The sequence below is a fragment of the Phyllobacterium sp. K27 genome, assembly GCF_054796155.1.
The window spans coordinates 1307994-1327536 of the sequence record NZ_CM139240.1 but is presented as its reverse complement, the minus strand read 5'-3'; the positions used below and the strand labels follow the sequence as shown (position 1 = coordinate 1327536).

Sequence of the window (19543 nt, the reverse complement as noted above, 5' to 3'; positions counted from 1 at the left end):
TAAAGCGGTGGTTCCGCCATACTTCCTGAACTGATCTGGACTTGAATCATTGGACAAAAAGGTTCAGCACCACTAAATCGATTAGAGCTGAAAAAGACGGAGACTGTCATGACCCAGAAGACCGATTTACTGTTACCTGTCCTCAAGGGCCAACCGGTCATTCCGGTCCTTCTCATACAAAATGTTGCCGATGCGGTGCCATTGGCACGTGCGCTTGCAGCAGGTGGCCTGCCCGCCATCGAGATTACATTGCGCACAGCAGCGGCGCTCGACGCCATTCGCGCAGTGGCCAATGAAGTTCCCGAAGCGATTGTCGGCGCTGGCACCATACTCAACGCGCGTCAGTATGAAGAAGCTGCCAATGCGGGCTCGCGCTTCATCGTCAGCCCCGGCGTGACACCACAATTGCTTGATGCTGCCCGCTCCAGCAAGGTGCCATTGCTTCCCGGCGCAATCACGCCCGGCGAAATCATGGCATTGCGCGAGGAAGGCTATACAATGCTGAAATTCTTCCCCGCCGAACAGGCTGGTGGCGCGGCCTTCCTCAAGTCTCTTTCCTCGCCCCTCGCCGGAACCCTGTTCTGCCCGACCGGCGGTATCGGCATTGCCAATGCCAAAACCTATCTTTCCCTGCCAAATGTTGTCTGCGTTGGCGGCTCGTGGGTCGCTCCGGAAAATCTGGTCAAGGAAGGCAAATGGGACGAAATCACCAAGCTGGCGGCCGAGGCTGTCAAGCTGGCGGCTTGATAGGTCGAACACCTTGTAAATAACAAAATGGCGGCTCTGCATCAGAGCCGCCATTTTCATTCAGAGATTAAAACCTACGAACCGTGGCTCGGATTGAATTTTGCGATCTGCAAGAAAGTGACAGCCTTGCCAGTAAACTTGTTGGCGTCGGCAACCGGCAGCTTCTGCTGGAAACCGGCAACATAGACTGTTGTCGGAGCCATGCGCATGGTCTCGTTGCGCAGCACTGCCGGTATAACTGCCGGAGCTGTTTCGGCGACCTGTTCGTTCGAAAGCGCCCGTTCCGGCACATCGGAAGCAACCTGCATTGCCTTCGGCGCTTCCGGTGCTTCCTGGCGGCGTGGCTTGGACGCCTTGGCTGTAGTCACAACACCGCTGTCGAGTATGGCGACCGGATCGCCGCCCTTGGCTTCAAGCATGGTCTTGCGCAGCGAAGGTTGTGGAGCAGCAGATGCGACCTGGGCAGCATCATTGCCGGTAACCCTCTTCACACGTCCACCTGTCTTGCCAGCAACGGTTGGCAGTTCCGGCGAAGGATCGGACGCAGCGACAACAGTGCCAGGTTCGGGATCTGACTGTTTGATGATCGCTTCCAGGTCATCGTTCGGAACCGGAATGACGTCATCATGAGCCGCCTGAACCGAAGCCGGTATATTCGCCGGACGCTGTGTCGGAACGATGGATGCCACCATCATGTCATTTTGCTTGGGTGCTGTGCGCGGCTTTTCAAATGGCACAGGCACAAGTGCATTGACCATCTGCGGTTGAGCCACTTCAGTCGGCGCTGGTTCCGGTGCCGGATTGGCTGCGATCATCTGGGCGATGGCCGCCGCGCTATCCTGCGGGCGCGGTTCAGGCAGTGCGGCAACGAGCGTGGAATTATCCGCTGCAAGTGCATTGAGCGTCGAAGGCTCCGGGGTCGTTGCCGCTGGCGCATAATCCGGACGGCGTAGCGGCACAGGTACCGCAAAGGCCAGAGCCTGATTGTCTTCCGGCGTCAGCTCAACCGGCGCATCAGGGCGCGGTGCGGCGACCGGCGCAGGCGCATCGCGGGTCGGCAACGCCGGTGCGGAATCCTCATCAGACTGAGCTGCTACAGCAGCTTTTCGTGTCGTACTGCGTGCCGGTTTCGGTGCCGAAGCAACCGCCACTGCGCTTTCGCCAGAATCCTCCTCTTCATCCGCGCCACCGCCAAACAGGACGCCAAACAAAGTCTTGCCACCGCGACGTGAGGAGCTGGAGCTGGCTATCTGGATCGAGCCGCCACTGCGCTTGCGCGATTCATAGGCCGCGACGGCCTGTTCATAACCGGGTAATGGCTTGCCATCTGTCGGAACGTGCATTGTCTTGCCGTCGGGGAACACGGCCAGCAATTCCTTGCGGCTCATACGCGGCCAATGGCGAACATTACCAACGTCCGTGTGAATGAAGGGCGAACCGGAACGCGGATAATAGCCAACGCCGCCAGCTTCGAATCTAAGCGCTGCATTGCGCAAGGTCGCAAGTCTCACACCGGGCAAATACCAGTCCATTGCCTTGCCAAGCATATGCTGGCTTGTCTTTGCCACACCACGTGAACGGGAGCGCAGCATCGAGTTGGTAGCGGGGGAACGATAAGCCGAAACCACATGGATATAGTCTCTGCCGCCAACCTTCTGATAAGTCGACCATACAAGATCGAAAAGACGTGGGTCCATTTTAGTCGGCTCATTGCGGCGCCAGTCGCGCAAGAACTTATTCAACTTGTTCAGACCGTCCTGCTGATAACGTCCATTCTTCTTGAACGTAATTTCAGCGCGTTCTTTCGTGTGAATGAAATAAAGTTTGAGAGTTCTTGTCTCGGCTTGAGCCTGAGCGGATGCAAAAAGCATCGACGCGAAGACCATGAGAAACGCAAACCAACCGGCACGCATATTAAAACCTGCCGTCAATTTACCGCTCTGTGCGTGAACCATGTTTGACAATGTCGTCCCAACCTTGATCGTTTTCTCAAGTCCCCGAATAGCTGGATTATCCAATTTAATGGTTAATGGTCACTTATTGAACATCAAATACGTTGAGAGCATGGCAAAAACTTGAATGGAATCCACTGTTATGTGACATGGTCAACAGGTGGTTAACGACAGGAATAAGACGTTTTGACGAAAGAATCCACCCCAGACACGCCTAAAACGCGCACCAATTATGAATGGCAGAAACGGAAAACTCTTTGGAACCGGCAACATTCCGATTTCCTCAGGTGTTTGATTGTCGAGATTTGTTCCACGCAACCATTAATTTTTCGGCCAGCGATCCATACGCATAGAAGAAAAACCAAAGCGTTATCGCGCATATGAGCAAAGCAAAAAATGCAATAATCGCCAAATTTGATGGGTCCGCGAATAGCTTGCTAAGTTGTGTCTGGCCGTATCTCGCCACAATTACCACTCTATAAAGGGCGAAATCCTGCAAGCCAAAATAGTAGAGAAGTAGGAAGGCCTCCAACACAATAAAAATGATCAATGGAATCAGGAGCGATAGACCAAAGCTCACCCAAGCCAGGCGCCTACGCTCTTTGCTTGTCGGAACCCGTTTCTCATTTGCAAGGAACCGCTGCACAACAAAGATGGCTGCAGCCAGCATTAGTCCTATGCTCAGCCCCGAAGAACCCCCCTGAGCCACAGGACCTATTGTCTGCTCGTAATAAAAAATACCAACTGAGGCCAATATCCCCAGAAGACCGAACATCCATGAGAAGTGCCAATAATAACGCCCAAGCGCAACGCTCTCATCCACGTTTATGTCTCCCAGTTTATGTCTAAAATAATTATAACAACACAATATGCACTAGCAGATGACCATTCCTATATACAGAGCGAAAGTCAGCCTCTTGGAGGCGCTTTTGAATAGGCTGGTGACAAACGGGGCTAGATGGATTTTCCATCACCTCCTAACATCATTTGTCTGAGCAAATTGCGATTCGGTCGTCATAGACTGCATTCGGTTTAACGGTAGGGTATGAAATGCGTTTCAGAACTTTGGATTTCACGACGAATATCGTCATGGCAGCCCCAACATCCGGCGTTGCCGCCGTAAAGGAAGAACAAGCTGTGCTTGGCTTATTGCCGGAATGGAGCCTCGCCGATCTTTATCCCTCTACCGAAAGCAGCGAGCTCAAGAGGGACCTGCAAAAGGCCAGCGAGCTTTCAGTCGCCTTCGAAGAGCGGTGGAAAGGTAATCTGGCTGCTGAAGTCGCCAAGCCGCAGGGTGGCGATTTTGTACAGTCCATCAAGGAATATGAAGCGCTGGATGATCTTATGGGTAAAATCGGCTCCTATGCCGGGCTTGTCTATGCCAGCGATACGTCCGATCCGAAAAATGCCAAGCTTTACGGCGATATTCAGCAAAAGCTCACCGATGCCAGCACGCATCTGATCTTCTACGGCCTTGAATTGAATCGCATTGACGATGCGCTCATTGAAAAGGCCATGGATGACAATCCTGCCATTGGCCATTACCGGCCATGGCTGGTTGATCTGCGCAAGGACAAACCGTACCAGCTCGATGACAAGCTTGAACAACTCTTCCATGAAAAATCCATCACGGGACGCGGTGCATGGAACCGGCTTTTCGATGAAACAATGACATCGCTGCGTTTCGAGGTGAATGGCGAAAAATTACCCATTGAGCCGACCCTCAACCTTCTGCAGGATTCGAACGGCGAAGTGCGCAAGGCCGCTTCAGATGCGCTGGCCGAGACTTTCAGGGAAAATCTGCGGACCTTCACACTCATCACCAATACATTAGCGAAGGATAAGGAAATTTCCGATCGCTGGCGCGGCTTTGAGGATATTGCCGACAGCCGCCATTTGGCCAATCGTGTTGAACGCGAAGTGGTTGATGCCCTCGCCGAAGCCGTGCAGGCGGCCTATCCGCGCTTGTCACATCGTTACTACAAGTTGAAGGCCAAATGGCTCGGCCTTGATTATCTCAACAGCTGGGATCGCAACGCGCCTCTTCCGGAAACACCGCAGGCCGTCATTCCGTGGATGGAAGCACGCGAGACAGTGCTTTCCGCCTATAATGGCTTTGCGCCGGAGATGGCTGAAATTGCCAAGCGCTTCTTCGACCGCAACTGGATTGATGCGCCGACACGTCCGGGCAAATCCCCCGGCGCTTTTGCCCATCCGACCGTTCCGTCCGTTCATCCTTATGTATTGCTCAATTATATGGGCAAGCCGCGCGATGTCATGACGCTCGCACATGAGCTTGGCCATGGCGTGCATCAAGTGCTTGCCGGAGATCAAGGGCCATTGATGGCCTCAACGCCCTTGACCCTGGCCGAAACCGCTTCGGTTTTCGGTGAAATGCTTACATTCCGATCATTGCTGGAAAAGACCAAAGACAAGCGCGAACGCAAAGCCATGCTGGCGCAAAAAGCCGAAGACATGATCAACACTGTTGTCCGGCAGATTGCATTCTATCAGTTTGAGCGCCGCGTTCACACGGAACGCTCCAATGGCGAACTGACATCAGACCGGATCGGCGAGATCTGGCTGGATATTCAGAAAGAAAGTCTTGGTGATGCGGTTCGCTTCGGGCCGGGCTATGAGACTTTCTGGACCTATATTCCGCATTTCATTCACTCGCCCTTCTATGTCTACGCCTATGCCTTCGGCGATTGTCTGGTGAACTCGCTCTACGCGGTTTACCAGAATGCAGGATCGGGCTTTCAGCAGAAATACTTCGATATGCTGAAGGCCGGTGGCACCAAGCATCATTCGGAGCTGCTTGCTCCTTTCGGTCTCGATGCTACCGATCCGGCCTTCTGGCAAAAAGGCCTGTCGGTCATTGAAGGCATCATCGACGAGCTGGAGGCCATGGATCAGGATTAAGGTCCGTATCCTTTAAAGGCACGCTCATTCCGGCGATGAGCGTGCCGATATCCCGGGAGACCCGCGTCAGGGGATATTCTTTTCACAATTCGTATTCATCTGGATCCGGTAAATGCATTGAAGAAACACCCGCAGTCCCGTGTCGTCGCAGAAGCATTTTGCCGCCAGCGTGAAGCGCTTAATCCTGCGCAAGCAAATTATAAAGGTATTATGACAATTCGCGAGCGGCTCATTGCCACTAAAACGTCGGTAATCCTGTTTTAATTAACATTACAGCAAAAATTCACCTGAAAGCAGCCAAGGGTTGTTTGCTCTTGGGCACGACTATGCTCTATGATTTCTTTTGAAGCGGTATATCAACCCGCTGCCCTCAATGATGGAGATCAAAATTAGGAGCAACGAAAAAATGGCGAAGGCTAAATGGCCTATACATGGAGAAATTACTGGCCCGATCGTGATGATCGGCTTCGGCTCCATCGGACGGGGTACCCTGCCCCTCATCGAACGCCACTTCAAATATGACAAGTCCCGCCTGATTGTTATCGATCCGAGCGATGCAAACAAGAAATTGCTGGACGAGCGCGGCATTCGCTATATTCAGGAAGCAGTCACCCAGGAAAATTACAAGACGCTGCTCAAGCCACTTCTCACCGAAGGCGGTGGGCAGGGATTTTGTGTCAATCTTTCGGTAGACACGTCATCCGTAGATATCATGCACCTGTGCCGCAAGCTCGGCGCGCTCTATATCGATACCGTCATCGAGCCATGGGCAGGCTTCTACTATGCAAGCGGCATCGACAATGCCGAGCGCACCAATTATGCGCTGCGCCAGACGCTGCTTGCCGAGAAGAAGAAGAACCCCGGCGGGCCGACCGCGGTTTCATGCTGCGGGGCAAATCCCGGCATGGTGTCGTGGTTCGTCAAACGCGCTTTGCTTGATCTGGCCAAAGACCTCAATATTGAACATACCGAACCTGAACGCTCAGATCGTCATGGTTGGGCCAAGCTGATGAAACAGGTCGGCGTCAAAGGCATCCACATTGCCGAGCGCGATACGCAGCGCGCCGTTGACCCCAAGCCTTTTGGCGTGTTCTGGAACACTTGGTCGGTTGAAGGTTTCATTTCTGAAGGCTTGCAACCTGCTGAGCTTGGCTGGGGTACCCATGAAAAATGGATGCCAAAGAATGCCCGCAAGCAGAAGAAGGGCAACAAGGCGGCCATCTTCCTTGAACAGCCCGGCGCTGACACCCGCATTCGCACATGGTGCCCCACTGAAGGTGCGCAGTTCGGCCTTTTGGTCACGCATAATGAGTCGATCTCGATTGCCGATTTCTTCACGGTTTTCGACAAGAAGGGCAAGGCAACCTACCGGCCGACATGCCATTACGCCTATCACCCGGCGAATGTGGCCACCCTGTCGCTCGATGAAATGTTTGGCGCTGCGGGCCAGCCACAGACAAAGCTGCATGTGCTTGATGAGTCCGAGATTGTCGACGGTGCTGATGAGCTTGGCGTGCTGCTCTATGGTCACGACAAGAACGCCTATTGGTATGGCTCGCAACTGACGATTGAGGAGGCCCGCAAGCTTGCTCCCTATCAGAATGCGACCGGCCTTCAGGTTTCTTCCGCTGTTCTGGCAGGCATGGTTTGGGCACTTGAAAACCCGCAGGCAGGCATTGTTGAAACGGATGAAATTGATTTCCGTCGCTGCCTCGAAGTTCAAACGCCATATCTCGGCCCACTCAAAGGCCATTACACCGATTGGACACCGCTGGAAAACCGGCCTGGCCTGTTCAAGGAAGACATTGATAAAAGCGATCCTTGGCAATTCCGCAATATTCTCGTCCATTAATATTCGCTCTGGACGATGCTGAAATAGCAAACGGCACCCAGGAGGTGCCGTTTGCTTGTCAAAGCACCGTTATACTGCCTATCCGCCTGCTACCCCTCGACCTTCGCGTCATAACAAACGAAGGCCAGTTTGTTGCCATCCGGATCACGCACATAGGCGGCATAGAATCCCGGCCCGTATTGCGGGCGCAAACCCGGCTCACCTTCGCTGCTGCCGCCATTTTTCATCGCCAGACTATAGAGTTGGTCGACAAGAGCGGCTTCTTCGCTTCGAAATGCCGTCATGGTGCCATTGCCGACGCTTGCCGCTTCACCGTCAAAAGGCAGGCCCACCATGAAGCGGGGAAGGGTTTCATCTGTCTTACTGCCCCAAGAACACATCATTTCGTCACTATAGCAGCGTTCAAGTCCGAGCTTGGTCATAAGCGGTTCGTAGAATGCCTCTGCCCTGCCCAGATCAGCTGTGCCGACCATCGTATATCCTATCAAAACTGACCTCTTTGTTTGGGAATCCAAGATTCCCGCACATTATCATTAAACTTAAGTCTTGTTATTGCTTAATTTTAGCGTCATTTATGGGCCAAACCCATTGGGAGATTGTTTGGATGAAACGTTTATCACTTGGCCTCGGTTCAGCCGCATTGACCATTGCTCTTGCCGGCTGCATGAACGGCCCGCAATCAGATGGCGGACCTGTTCAGAGAATGCGCCCGATCGACGCCGTTCAGGGCCAATGGTTCGATACATCAGGTGTTGCCTTCTCGAATTTCAACGGCGGCGTTTTCGAAACGCGCGCCAATGATACCAGGGAAAAAGTTGCGGAGGGTAGCTATCGATTCGTTTCATCAAACCTAGTTGAAATAGATTTGCGATCCTTGGTGAAGGGTACGACGCAGAAGGTCAATTGCGCACTTGTCAGTGGCGGCCAGTTGAACTGCACATCCTCATCGGGCCAGCAGTTTTCTTTGACGCGCCGCTCTGCTTAAAACAGCGGTCAAGGTCAGCCTGATCAAATCGGAACTTATGCTCATCAAATGGATGATGGACTTCATCCTTGCGCTTCAGCTTGGCATTTTTGCCAAGCTTTTCGTTTAAGCCCTTTATGGACGCCTGCTGCAGCGTCAAATGACGCTGCTTCCGATATGCCCTAGCGCCCCAATACTCTGAATTTCCTTATATAATGAACATGCATAGACGCAGGTTTCCCCTCTTGCATCGTCCGCAAAGTGATGAAACCATGCTTTGTCACAAGCACGTCAAGGTACTCTGTCTACCTTGCTGTCATTACCATAAGTCATTTGAAACGGAGCAGGTCATGTCCAGAATTTTCGGCAAGCTTTTTCTAGCTGCCTCAGCCCTCGGCATCAGCGCAGGAAGTGCTATGGCCGACTACACGCTTAATATTCTGCACATTAATGACCTGCATTCGCGGATGGAGGCAATCAACAAATATGATTCCACCTGTTCGCCCGAAGAGACAGCCAAGAATGAGTGCTTCGGCGGCATCGCGCGCGTAAAAGCCAAGATCGATGAGCGCCGTGCTGCGCTTTCCAAGGACGGCGGCAATGTCATTGTGCTCAATGCCGGTGATGAATTCCAGGGCTCGTTGTTCTACACGACCTACAAGGGCGACGACACTGCCGAGTTTCTCAATGCCATTGGCTATGACGTCATGGCGCTCGGCAACCATGAATTCGATGACGGTCCGTCAGTCTTGGGTAAATTCCTCGACAAGGTCAACGTCCCGATCATTTCCAGCAATACGCAGGCCGATTCTGATCCGCTCATCGCTGGCAAGTTCAAACCTTACCTCATCAAGGAAATCGGCGACCAGAAAATCGGCATCATTTCCGCGCTGGCAACCGACACGGCGGAAACCTCCACGCCTGGCCCCACTGTCAAGTTCGCCAACGAGATCGAGAGCCTGTCAAAGCTTGTTGACACATTGAAGGCTGAGGGGATCAACAAGATCATCGCGCTCAACCATATCGGTTATTTTCAAGACAAAGAGATCGCGGCCAAGGTCGATGGTATTGATGTGATTGTCGGTGGCCACAGTCACACACTGCTTTCCAATACCGACCCCGATGCTGGCGGGCCGTACCCTACCCTCATCAAAAACCCTTCCGGCCGTGATGTACCTATCGTTCAGGCAGGAGCCTATTCGAAATATCTTGGCGAGTTCAAAGTCACCTTTGATGATGACGGCAATGTCACGGCAAGCTCCGGCGCACCCATCTTGCTCGACTCTTCGGTCACACCGGATGCCGCCATTGCTGCCCGCGTCGCCGAACTTGCCAAGCCGATTGAGGAACTGAAGACCCGTAAAATTGCCGAGACCGCTGGCGAGATTGACGGCTCGCGTGAAGTTTGCCGCATTGGCGAATGCACCATGGGCAATCTGGTTACCGATGCCATGCTCGATCGCGTCAAGGCGCAAGGTGTCACCATTGCCATCATGAATGGCGGTGGTTTGCGTGCATCAATTGATGCGGGTGAAGTGACCATGGGAGAAGTCCTGACAGTCCTTCCCTTCCAGAATACCCTTGCAACGTTCCAGTTACGCGGTTCGGATGTTGTCGCGGCGCTGGAGAATGGCGCGAGCCAGATCGAAAAAATCGCTGGTCGCTTCTCACAGGTTGCCGGTCTGAAATATACATTCGATATTGCCAAGCCTGTCGGCAGCCGCATTTCCGATGTTCAGGTCATGCAGGGCGAAAGCTGGCAGCCGATCGACCCTGCTGCCACCTATGGCGTCGTGTCCAACAATTACATGCGCGCCGGTGGCGATGGCTACAAGGTCTTCGCCACCAATGGCATCAACGCCTATGATTATGGCCCGGGTCTGGAAGAAGTGCTCGCCGACTATCTGGTAAAGAACAATCCTTACAAGCCGGTAATGGACGGACGCATCACATCAGCAAGCCCAATTGCAGTGCCGGTTCCTTCCGAAACAACAACACCTGCTCCAACGGCTGCTCCTGCAACAGACACTGCCAAACCGGTTGATGCCGCCGCTGCACCCGCGTCAACTCCCGCTTCCTACACGATCAAGGCTGGCGACAATTTCTGGGATATTGCCGAACAGCTCTACGGCGATGGCTTTTCCTGGAAAAAGCTATCTGAAGCCAATCCCGATATGAAGTTTATGAAATTGCCAATAGGCGCCGAGATGAAAGTGCCTGCTAAATAGCGCAACAGAGATTATGTGTTGCGTTCGCGAAATGGTGCGACCGCTCTATCTCCCCCCTTGTGGGGGAGAACGTGATTTCAGCATCTTAGCTCTTGCTAAGTGCTAGAAATCACAAGAGAGGGGATAGTGTTTGATGTATAGATAACCCCCTCTCTTGGATTTTCTAAGAATTTAGCAAAAGAGGCTAAATCCAAGAAAATCCTTTCTCTCCCACAAGGGGAGAGATAATCGGCATGTGCCGATTGGCAATTTCAGGCTTTCGCCCCCATAGCCACCGCAGCAACCCGCACATTGCGCATCAGCAGATAGTGCACACCGCCGCCCACAACTGCTCCCAGCAGCCAGCCCCAATCACCGCCATTGCGGATATATTGCGTCGCACCGAGCACCGACAATCCAATGGACATAAAACTGGCGATCGCCAGCGCCAGCAATGCCCGGCTGTTCCATCCCCGCTCGAAATAGAGCGATCCTTCCGGCGACATTGTATAGAGGTCCTCAAGTACAACATTCTGCTTCTTCACCAGATAATAATCGGCAATCATGATGCCGAATATCGGGCCAAGAACTGCACCAAATATGCTGACAAAGATGGTGATGGCCTGCGGGCTCGATACAAAAAGCCAAGGGCAGACGAGCACCGAAAGGATGGATGTGATCAGTCCGCCCATGCGGAAATTGATCTTCTCAGGGAAGAGATTGGCGATATCATAGGCCGGGGAAACAAAGTTTGCGACGATATTGATACCCATGGTTGCGACGATGAAAGTAATCGAACCAAGCACGACAACCCAAGGATTGTTGATACGCTCGACAATGGCAACCGGGTCAAGAATGGCTTCGCCGAAAACCTGTACAGTACCAGCAGTCACGATGACCACGATGATGGCAAATACGATGAAATTGACCGGCAAGCCGAGAAAATTCCCGATCTTCATGGATTTTTCATCGCGCGAGAAACGCGAGAAGTCACCAAAATTAAGCAGAAGTGCTGCAAAATAGGCAACAATCAGCATTGAGGCATTGGCCATATGCGACAGCGAAGAACCTTCCACAGGCGGGGCAAGCTGGAGTGACAGGCTGGAAAAACCGGTTTGCGACACTATCCAGATGGCCAGCGCAAACATCACCACATAGACCACAGGCCCACAGAAATCGATGAACTTGCGGATGGATTCCATGCCACGCAAGAAGATCAGCAGCTGAAATATCCACATGAAAAGGAAGCTGAGCCAACCCAGCGTCGACAGCCCGAATATATCATTCCGGGTTAGTTCGACAGTGCTCGGTACAAGCGTTATCGCCAACGCCTGAACTGCCTTGGAGGCGAAATAGGTCTGCACACCATACCAGACAATACCGACAATGCCGCGCAGAACTGCCGCGAGATTTGCCCCCATAACGCCGAATGACATACGCGCCACCACCGGAAACGGCACGCCATATTTTAATGACGGTTTGCCGATCAGGTTCATCAGGAAATAGACTGCTGTAATACCGACGATCATCGAAATCAGAACTTCCCAGCCCGTTAGGCCGAGAAAGAAGAGACTCGCGGCAAAAGTATAGCCACCGACCGAATGGACATCGGACATCCACATGGCGAAAAGACTGAATGCGCCCCAGGTTCGTCCCTCAGGGGCGGTAGGCGCTAAATCGGCATTGTAGAGCTGTGGGTGTGCACCAGGTACGGCGAGCACAGGAGGCGTTGCATGCTGGTGGCTGGACATGACAGTCATTTCCTTTGAATGATGAACGCAGACACCCGATTAAACGCAAGTTCCATGCCAAATGGAAGTTTTGCTGAGTGCTGCGCTGGGTTTTGCACAAGCCATACTGTAATAAATCCCGAAATTTACTGAACCGACTTACCTGATCCATGTATTCGACATGCGGCCTTTGGTGCCCTTGCAATAATGTTGCCGGGCACTAGTTTCTGGCGTCAGAAGCGGAGTACAATTATGAAAATTCCTGATGAGGCCTTGGCGACGGTTAAAAAACCTCAAGATCATCCGCGCATTGATACGTCGAAAATCGGCGTTCTGCTCGTCAATCTGGGCACCCCGGACGGCACTGACAAAACCTCGATGCGCCGTTATCTCAAGGAGTTTCTTTCTGACAAGCGCGTCATTGAATGGCCGCGCGCCATCTGGCTTCCTGTGCTTTACGGCATTGTGCTCAATACGCGTCCGAAAAAGTCTGGCGCGCTTTACGATAAAATCTGGAACCGCGAACGCAACGAGTCTCCCCTGCGCACCTATACACGCGCTCAGGGCGAAAAACTTGGGCTAGCTCTGGCGGAACATCCGGAAGTCATCGTTGATTGGGGCATGCGTTATGGCCAGCCCTCTATCGAGCAGGCGCTGGAACGACTGGACAAGGCAGGCTGCAAGCGCATTCTCATGTTCCCGCTCTATCCGCAATATTCGGCAACGACGACCGCCACGGTCAACGACAAGTTTTTCGAAGCGCTGATCAAGATGCGTTTCATGCCGGCGACCCGCATCGTCCCCTCCTATCAGGACGAAGCTGTCTATATTGATGCGCTGGCAACCTCGATCGAGAAGCACTATGCGACGCTGGATTTTGAACCGGAACTATTGATCGCCTCTTATCACGGCATCCCGCAGAGCTATTTCAAGCGCGGTGATCCCTATCCCTGTCATTGCTGGAAAACCACCCGGCTGTTGCGTGAAAGACTGGGCTGGTCGGAGGATAAGCTGATTACCTGCTTCCAGTCGCGTTTCGGCCCGGAGGAATGGATGCAGCCCTATACGGACAAGACACTGGAAAAACTTGCCAAAGACGGCGTGAAATCCGTTGCCGTTTTCAATCCCGGCTTTGTTTCCGATTGCCTTGAAACGCTTGAGGAAATCGCTGGCGAAGGCGAGGAAATCTTCCACGAGCATGGCGGTGTGAATTTCACCCATGTTCCCTGCCTCAATGACAGCGATGAAGGCATGCAGGTCATCGAACAGATCGTCCGCCGTGAATTGCAGGGCTGGCTGTAGAATCCCTGCTTTTTGACACTCCCGCTATGGTTTATCGTGCACGGACCCGCTAAACGAGATAGTGTGAGTGTCTAGGCTTCAGGGCCGACCAGGGGGAAATACAATGAGCGGTTTTGATTTCACGATACCAGTGCTGGTCATTCTGGTACTGGCAATTCTGTTTGCGGGCGTGAAGACCGTGCCCCAAGGTTATAATTATACGATTGAGCGTTTCGGCAAATATACCCGCACCCTGTCGCCGGGCTTGAGCCTCATTGTCCCGTTCTTCGACCGTATTGGTGCCAAGCTTAACATGATGGAACAGGTGCTTGCCGTTCCAACGCAGGAAGTCATCACCAAGGACAATGCCAATATTGCCGTAGATGGCATTGCCTTCTACCAGATCCTCAACGCACCGCAGGCGGCCTATCAGGTCAGTGGACTGCAAAACGCCATTTTGAACCTCACCATGACCAATATCCGTACTGTCATGGGCTCGATGGTTCTCGACGAGCTTCTTTCCAACCGCGATACAATCAATGATCGGCTGTTGCGCGTTGTCGACGAAGCGGCGCATTCATGGGGCATCAAGATGACCCGCGTAGAGATCAAGGATATCAATCCACCAAAGGACCTGCTCGATTCCATGGGCCGCCAGATGAAAGCCGAGCGTGACAAGCGCGCCGTCGTGCTGGAAGCCGAAGGCACACGGCAGGCGCAAATTTTGCGGGCCGAGGGTCTGAAACAGTCGCAAATCCTTGAAGCGGAAGGCAAGCGTGAAGCCTCCTATCGTGAGGCCGAAGGCCGTGAACGGCTTGCCGAAGCCGAAGCCAAGGCAACAGAAATGGTGTCTGCCGCCATTACCAGCGGCAATGTGCAGGCGCTCAACTATTTCGTTGCACAGAAATACACGGAAGCCTTCGGCAAGTTTGCTTCGAGTCCCAACCAGAAGATCATCCTGATGCCAATGGAAGCTTCGGCTCTTGTCGGTTCACTTGGCGGCATCGGCGCAATTGCGCGCGAAGTCTTCGGCGACAATGCGCCCGCAACTCCGCCCGCAGCCCCTGCTCGCGGACGCACTGTTCCGGGCAGTGGCAGTACAAATTCATAACGCGGGATAGGGCGGCTCTGACATGCTGGAAAGTCTCTTTGCGGAACTCGGCCCCTGGAATTGGATCGTGCTCGGCCTCGTGCTGATGATTTTGGAAGTAGCAGCGCCGGGTATATTCTTCCTCTGGTTCGGCATTGCCGCGCTCATTGTCGGCAGCCTTGCCATCCTGCTTGGCGATGCATTTGCTTTCGGCTGGCAGGTGCAAGTCATCCTGTTTCTGGTGCTTTCACTGATTGCTGTTTTCATCGGTCGCAAGCTTATCGGCGCGACCGATGCGGAGTCAGACGAGCCTTTACTCAACCGGCGCGGCGAGCAGCTCATTGGTCAGATTGTTACACTTGAAGAAGCGACTGTGAATGGCCGTGGCCGCGCACGCATTGGCGATAGCCTTTGGCGTGTCACAGGTCCGGATCTTGCGGCCGGAACGCCCGTGAAAATCATTGGTATCGATCAGGGAACATTGCAGGTCGAAGCGGTCTAAGAAAACAGAACCAGCTTGTTAGGAATCTATGAAGATTTTCGGCAGAATGAGCCGAAAATGCTGGTTTTCGAGTACCGGAGCGCAGTGAACTTTTGGTTCATGAGCACCGGCACGCAGAAAAGCGTCATTTGCAGGCCAGTCTGACGTAAATCAATGATCTTTATGCAGCGCCGATGCGCAACAGATCATGAAAATGCACGATCCCGACCGGATAATTATCTTCAGTCACAATCAGCGCGCCGATGTTGTGATCATTGAGCAGCGCCAATGCTGCACTTGCCAGCATGGTTGGCGGCACGGTTTTCGGGTTGCGTGTCATGATCTCTTCAACAGTCATCGCCACCAGATTGCGATGCAGATTACGCGAAAGATCGCCGTCCGTGATAATGCCCGCCAGCGTGCCATCGGCATTGCCGACAGCAATGCAACCAAACCGTTTGTCAGACAGAACCTTCATCGCATCGGGGATCAGCGTGCCAAGCGGCACGAGCGGAATTTGATCGTCGCGGTGCATGATCTCGCGCACATGCGTCAGGCTGGCGCCAAGCGAACCACCCGGATGGAATGTCTTGAAGTCCCCCGGCGTGAAGCCCCGCGCCTCAAGCAACGCCACGGCAATGGCATCGCCCATCGCCAGTTGCATGAGCGTCGACGTCGTCGGCGCCAGACCGTGCGGACAAGCTTCCGCCACACGTGGCATCAGGACCACCACATCGGCAGCTGTCGCCAGCGCTGATTTTTCACCCGCTGTCACCGCTATCAATGGAATGCGGAACCGGCGCGAATAGCTGACTATCCCTTTCAGCTCTGCCGTATCGCCAGACCATGACAGCGCCAGAATGGCATCATCGGTGGCGATCATGCCAAGGTCGCCATGATTGGCTTCCGAAGGATGCACGAAAAAGGCTGGTGTGCCCGTCGAGGCAAATGTCGCTGCAATCTTGGCACCGACATGGCCGCTTTTGCCAACGCCGGTGACAATGATGCGACCTTTGATTGCGGCAATCTTTTCAATCGCCCGGCAGAACGCATCCGCCAACGGGCCTTCCAGCGCTGCGCCTAGCGCAACCAACCCATCTTGTTCGGTTGTAATTGTCCGTTTGGCGGAATCGACCACCGCGGACCTGTCCAGTTTTGTGTCATTTATAGCTTGCATGGACAAACCGTTAGCGCTTCGTCTCGCATCTGTCCAATTTTTGTTGGTCAGCCCCCTCAAATCGGGCTCAGCCATGCTCAGAAGCAACGGTCTTATCAAGTCATTAACCATGCTTCTTTACCATCGCTGAAGGTTCGAACCCTTTGGCAAATCTATTGACTCATTCGCCCAAACCACGCGCAAAAGCGAGCTATCGCTTCAAAGCTTCAAGCAATCTTTGCGTCATCGCAATCTTGCTTGGTAGCACTGCGTCTATGGTTTGCGGCCCTGCTTTGGCCCAACAAACTGTCCTGCCGGACAACTCTCAGTTGCGTGGCCCTATCGAGCAAGACACGCCACAAGCGCAAAATCCGCGAGGCGCTGATTCGCGATCCACGCAGGCCGACCAGCCACCTTTTGCCAACTCTGGCATCCCGTCACGCCCCTATGAACCTGTCAGTCCCGGCGCTGTGCCCGCCGACGACGATAGTTCCAATCTGGGATTGCTGGGCGTCCCCTTGGAGAATGGCAGTCCCCCGAGCGGGCCAGCGGATGATAGCGGCGGCTTGAACCCGCCTCCGTCTCCGCAAGATTTGGTGACACCTGTCCCGGCACAGCGACCGGCAGCGCAAAGCCGCGTAACCATAGCCCGCGATGAGGAAAATGCTGATCAAGCCTATGCTGCTGGCGCAATCGAACAAAGTCAGGAAGCCAATCCTGCAGAAAAGCGTGTCGAAAAGGACAATATGCCCGTTTCGGCAATCGAGCGCCGCACACCGCGCCTTGATCCTGAACCTTTTGCACCGCTTGGCATCCGCGCTGGAACCGTCACCTTGCGCCCCTCGCTCAGTCAAGGCCTGCGCGCAACCACCAATGCCGACAACAGTTCTGATGGCAAATCTGCTGTGCTTTCCGAAACCCGGCTTCGCGTCCGTGCGGCGACGGACTGGTCGCGGCATTCCGCCTGGCTGGATTTTGACGGCACTTATGACAAGACCATTTCCGGCGAAGACTATTCCGCGCCCAATATCGGGCTGCGTGCGGGCTTTCAGTTGGACCTTGGCGCACGCACAACTGTAACCGGCGAGGCTGGCTATCGGTATCGGCAGGAAGATCCGAGCGCACCGACAACGCTTCAGGGCACATCAAACCGTCCTGGCGTGCAGGAGCTGGATGGCGCCCTTGGTGTGCGGCATGAGTTCGGAAAATTCTTCGGCGATCTCAAGGGCAAGATTAATCGCACCACCTATGGCAATGCGGAATTTGGCAACAATACTGTCAGTCAGAAAGATCGCGACAATACATTTGCCAGCATCGCCCTGCGCGGCGGCTTTGAAATGTCTCCCGCCATCAAGCCCTTCGTGGAAGTCGAGATCGGCAAGCTGCTTTACGATGAGAAAGTGGATTTCGACGGCTATCGTCGCTCCGGCATCCGCACCGGCCTTCGCGGCGGCGTGGAGATTGATTTTGGCGAGAAAATGTCAGGCGAGTTTGCCTTAGGCTATCTGCGGCAAGCCATTGATGATGACCGGCTGCAAGCTGTCGAAGGTCTGAGCGCTGATGCCGCAATCAAATGGTCGCCGCAACGCGGAACCGATGTCGATATCGGTCTCTTGACCCGCGTGGAAGGTGCTACTGCGCCCGGCGAAAGCGGCTCAATCTATTATGAAGGAACGGTTGGCATCAAACGTCAGGTCAGGGCTAATCTGGACTTCAACGCAAAACTCATCGCTTCCCTGCGCGACAACAAAGATGACACCGGATTGGATAAGGGCTTTGGCGCGGAGGTGGGTGTAACCTATTGGTTCAACCGTATGGTCGGGCTGGATATCAGTGCCCGCCACCAGCTCGTCCGCAGCGATGTTGATTCACGCAATACGGATGAAACCAGTGTCTATGTTGGTGTGACATTGCAGCGGTAATGTGTCCCTCAACGTCATCCTCGGGCTTGACCCGAGGACCCACGGATACAAGAGGTAGATTTAGTGAAACGTCACCTATCCGCCGCGCCGCAAGCACAATGGATCCTCGGGTCGAGCCCGAGGATGACGGTCAAGGTGCATTACAGTGTAATTACTGCCCCTTCGGCTTGATCGTCTTCAGCATATTGCCGATATTGTCGAACACGCCATTCCGGATATCCTCACGCCAAAGCGCGAAGGCCACATTGGCTTCGACAAATCCTTCCTTGGAACCGGTATCATAGGTGCGGCCCTTGAAATGGTAGCCAAAGAAATCCTGTTCCTTGGTCAGCTTGAGCATGGCATCGGTCAGCTGGATTTCATTGCCCGCACCGCGCTCCTGATTTTCCAGAATGCTGAAAATCTCCGGCTGCAAAATATAGCGGCCATTGATGTAAAGGTTTGATGGCGCTGTGCCCTTGGCAGGCTTCTCCACCATTTCCGTCAGCTCAAAGCCATTGCCGACCGGCTTACCCTGTCCGACAATGCCATATTTGTGCGTTTCTGCCGGATCGCATTCCTGCACCGCAACAATATTGCCGCCGGACTGGTTATAAAGCTCCACCATGTCGGCCAGACAGCCATTTTTTTCCGGCTGCATGATCATGTCCGGCAAAAGAAGCGCAAAGGGCTCGTTGCCCACAATATCGCGCGCGCACCAGACAGCATGGCCCAGACCCATTGGCACCTGCTGGCGTGTGAAGCTTGTGGTACCCGGGCGCGGCTGGATGCTCTGCAATTCTTCCAGCAGGGCGGTTTTCCCGCGCTCGGTCAGCGAGGAATACAACTCGTACTGCGCATCGAAATAATCCTCGATGACAGCCTTGTTGCGGCCCGTAACGAAAATGAAGTGTTCAATTCCGGCTTCTCGTGCTTCATCAACCACATATTGAATGACTGGCTTGTCAACGACCGTCAGCATTTCCTTGGGAATGGACTTTGTGGCTGGAAGAACGCGGGTTCCAAAACCCGCAACGGGAAAGACGGCCTTGCGAATTTTCTTCAGTGTCGTCATCAGTACCTCGTTAATGTTGCATGCGATTTCTTCGTTACTGCATCTATTGTCGTCTTGAACTCACAAAAGCCGCAGTAACAATTCAAATTTCGATATAATTTCCAAATACCGATTCTGGTTATTGGCAGGATATTAAACAATCTGGCCTCAAAGAACGAAAATGCACAGACCTGTAAAATAAATAT

The 19543-nt window shown here is 53.6% G+C and carries 15 protein-coding genes; 9 read left to right on the top strand and 6 right to left on the bottom strand.

All coding sequences use genetic code 11. The features are described 5' to 3' along the window. Positions 1–108 precede the first annotated feature (108 nt). The gene (locus tag ACYJL1_RS06425; RefSeq protein ID WP_460897553.1) at positions 109–747 is read left to right on the top strand and encodes a 2-dehydro-3-deoxy-phosphogluconate aldolase; all 639 of its coding nucleotides are present in this window, start codon (positions 109–111) and stop codon (positions 745–747) included. Positions 748–821: 74 nt separating this feature from the next. On the opposite strand, the gene ACYJL1_RS06420 is transcribed toward ACYJL1_RS06425, so the two are convergent. Together ACYJL1_RS06420 and ACYJL1_RS06415 are read right to left on the bottom strand one after the other, a co-directional pair. Continuing rightward, on the bottom strand, positions 822–2702 hold the full coding sequence (locus tag ACYJL1_RS06420; RefSeq protein ID WP_460897552.1) for a DUF882 domain-containing protein: 1881 nt from the start codon (positions 2700–2702) through the stop codon (positions 822–824). A gap of 280 nt (positions 2703–2982) precedes the next feature. Then, entirely contained in the window at positions 2983–3522 is a 540-nt protein-coding gene (locus ACYJL1_RS06415) for an ABZJ_00895 family protein (RefSeq protein ID WP_460897551.1), read from the bottom strand. A gap of 266 nt (positions 3523–3788) precedes the next feature. Between ACYJL1_RS06415 and ACYJL1_RS06410 the strand changes: the two genes are divergently transcribed. Both ACYJL1_RS06410 and ACYJL1_RS06405 read left to right on the top strand, forming a co-directional pair. After that, positions 3789–5621: a M3 family oligoendopeptidase gene (locus ACYJL1_RS06410; protein WP_460897955.1), complete on the top strand. Its 1833-nt coding sequence runs from the start codon at positions 3789–3791 to the stop codon at positions 5619–5621. Positions 5622–6027: 406 nt separating this feature from the next. Then, entirely contained in the window at positions 6028–7473 is a 1446-nt protein-coding gene (locus ACYJL1_RS06405; RefSeq protein WP_460897550.1) for a homospermidine synthase, read from the top strand. 89 nt (positions 7474–7562) lie between these two features. Here ACYJL1_RS06405 and ACYJL1_RS06400 read toward each other — a convergent pair whose 3' ends face one another. Then, positions 7563–7946: a VOC family protein gene (locus ACYJL1_RS06400; RefSeq protein WP_460897549.1), complete on the bottom strand. Its 384-nt coding sequence runs from the start codon at positions 7944–7946 to the stop codon at positions 7563–7565. Between the two features lie 131 nt (positions 7947–8077). On the opposite strand from ACYJL1_RS06400, the gene ACYJL1_RS06395 reads away from it, so the two are divergent. Continuing rightward, positions 8078–8458, top strand: a complete 381-nt coding sequence (locus tag ACYJL1_RS06395) for a hypothetical protein (protein ID WP_460897548.1) — start codon at positions 8078–8080, stop codon at positions 8456–8458. A gap of 329 nt (positions 8459–8787) precedes the next feature. Beyond that, positions 8788–10665 carry a 5'-nucleotidase C-terminal domain-containing protein gene (locus ACYJL1_RS06390; protein WP_460897547.1) on the top strand — a complete coding sequence of 626 codons (1878 nt, stop codon included), beginning with the start codon at positions 8788–8790 and terminating at the stop codon, positions 10663–10665. Between the two features lie 251 nt (positions 10666–10916). Here the strand turns inward: ACYJL1_RS06390 and ACYJL1_RS06385 are convergent, their stop codons facing one another. Then, on the bottom strand, positions 10917–12395 hold the full coding sequence (locus tag ACYJL1_RS06385) for an NCS1 family nucleobase:cation symporter-1 (protein ID WP_460897546.1): 1479 nt from the start codon (positions 12393–12395) through the stop codon (positions 10917–10919). Positions 12396–12626: 231 nt separating this feature from the next. On the opposite strand from ACYJL1_RS06385, the gene hemH reads away from it, so the two are divergent. The 3 genes from hemH to ACYJL1_RS06370 all read left to right on the top strand — a co-directional run bounded on the left by hemH (position 12627) and on the right by ACYJL1_RS06370 (position 15247). Further along, positions 12627–13676: a ferrochelatase gene (gene hemH, locus ACYJL1_RS06380; protein WP_460897545.1), complete on the top strand. Its 1050-nt coding sequence runs from the start codon at positions 12627–12629 to the stop codon at positions 13674–13676. A 103-nt stretch (positions 13677–13779) separates the two neighbouring features. Next, a complete protein-coding gene (locus ACYJL1_RS06375; RefSeq protein WP_460897544.1) occupies positions 13780–14766 on the top strand; it encodes an SPFH domain-containing protein in 987 nt (328 codons plus the stop codon). A gap of 22 nt (positions 14767–14788) precedes the next feature. Further along, the gene (locus ACYJL1_RS06370) at positions 14789–15247 is read left to right on the top strand and encodes an NfeD family protein (protein WP_460897543.1); all 459 of its coding nucleotides are present in this window, start codon (positions 14789–14791) and stop codon (positions 15245–15247) included. Positions 15248–15407: 160 nt separating this feature from the next. Here the strand turns inward: ACYJL1_RS06370 and ACYJL1_RS06365 are convergent, their stop codons facing one another. Continuing rightward, complete coding sequence (locus tag ACYJL1_RS06365; RefSeq protein ID WP_460897542.1) at positions 15408–16403, bottom strand: KpsF/GutQ family sugar-phosphate isomerase; 996 nt, start codon at positions 16401–16403, stop codon at positions 15408–15410. A gap of 272 nt (positions 16404–16675) precedes the next feature. Here ACYJL1_RS06365 and ACYJL1_RS06360 point away from each other — a divergent pair, with 272 nt between their 5' ends. Beyond that, positions 16676–18304, top strand: coding sequence for an outer membrane beta-barrel protein (locus ACYJL1_RS06360; RefSeq protein WP_460897541.1), 1629 nt, complete (start codon positions 16676–16678; stop codon positions 18302–18304). Positions 18305–18455: 151 nt separating this feature from the next. On the opposite strand, the gene galU is transcribed toward ACYJL1_RS06360, so the two are convergent. Then, the gene (galU, locus tag ACYJL1_RS06355; RefSeq protein ID WP_460897540.1) at positions 18456–19358 is read right to left on the bottom strand and encodes a UTP--glucose-1-phosphate uridylyltransferase GalU; all 903 of its coding nucleotides are present in this window, start codon (positions 19356–19358) and stop codon (positions 18456–18458) included. Positions 19359–19543 lie beyond the last annotated feature (185 nt).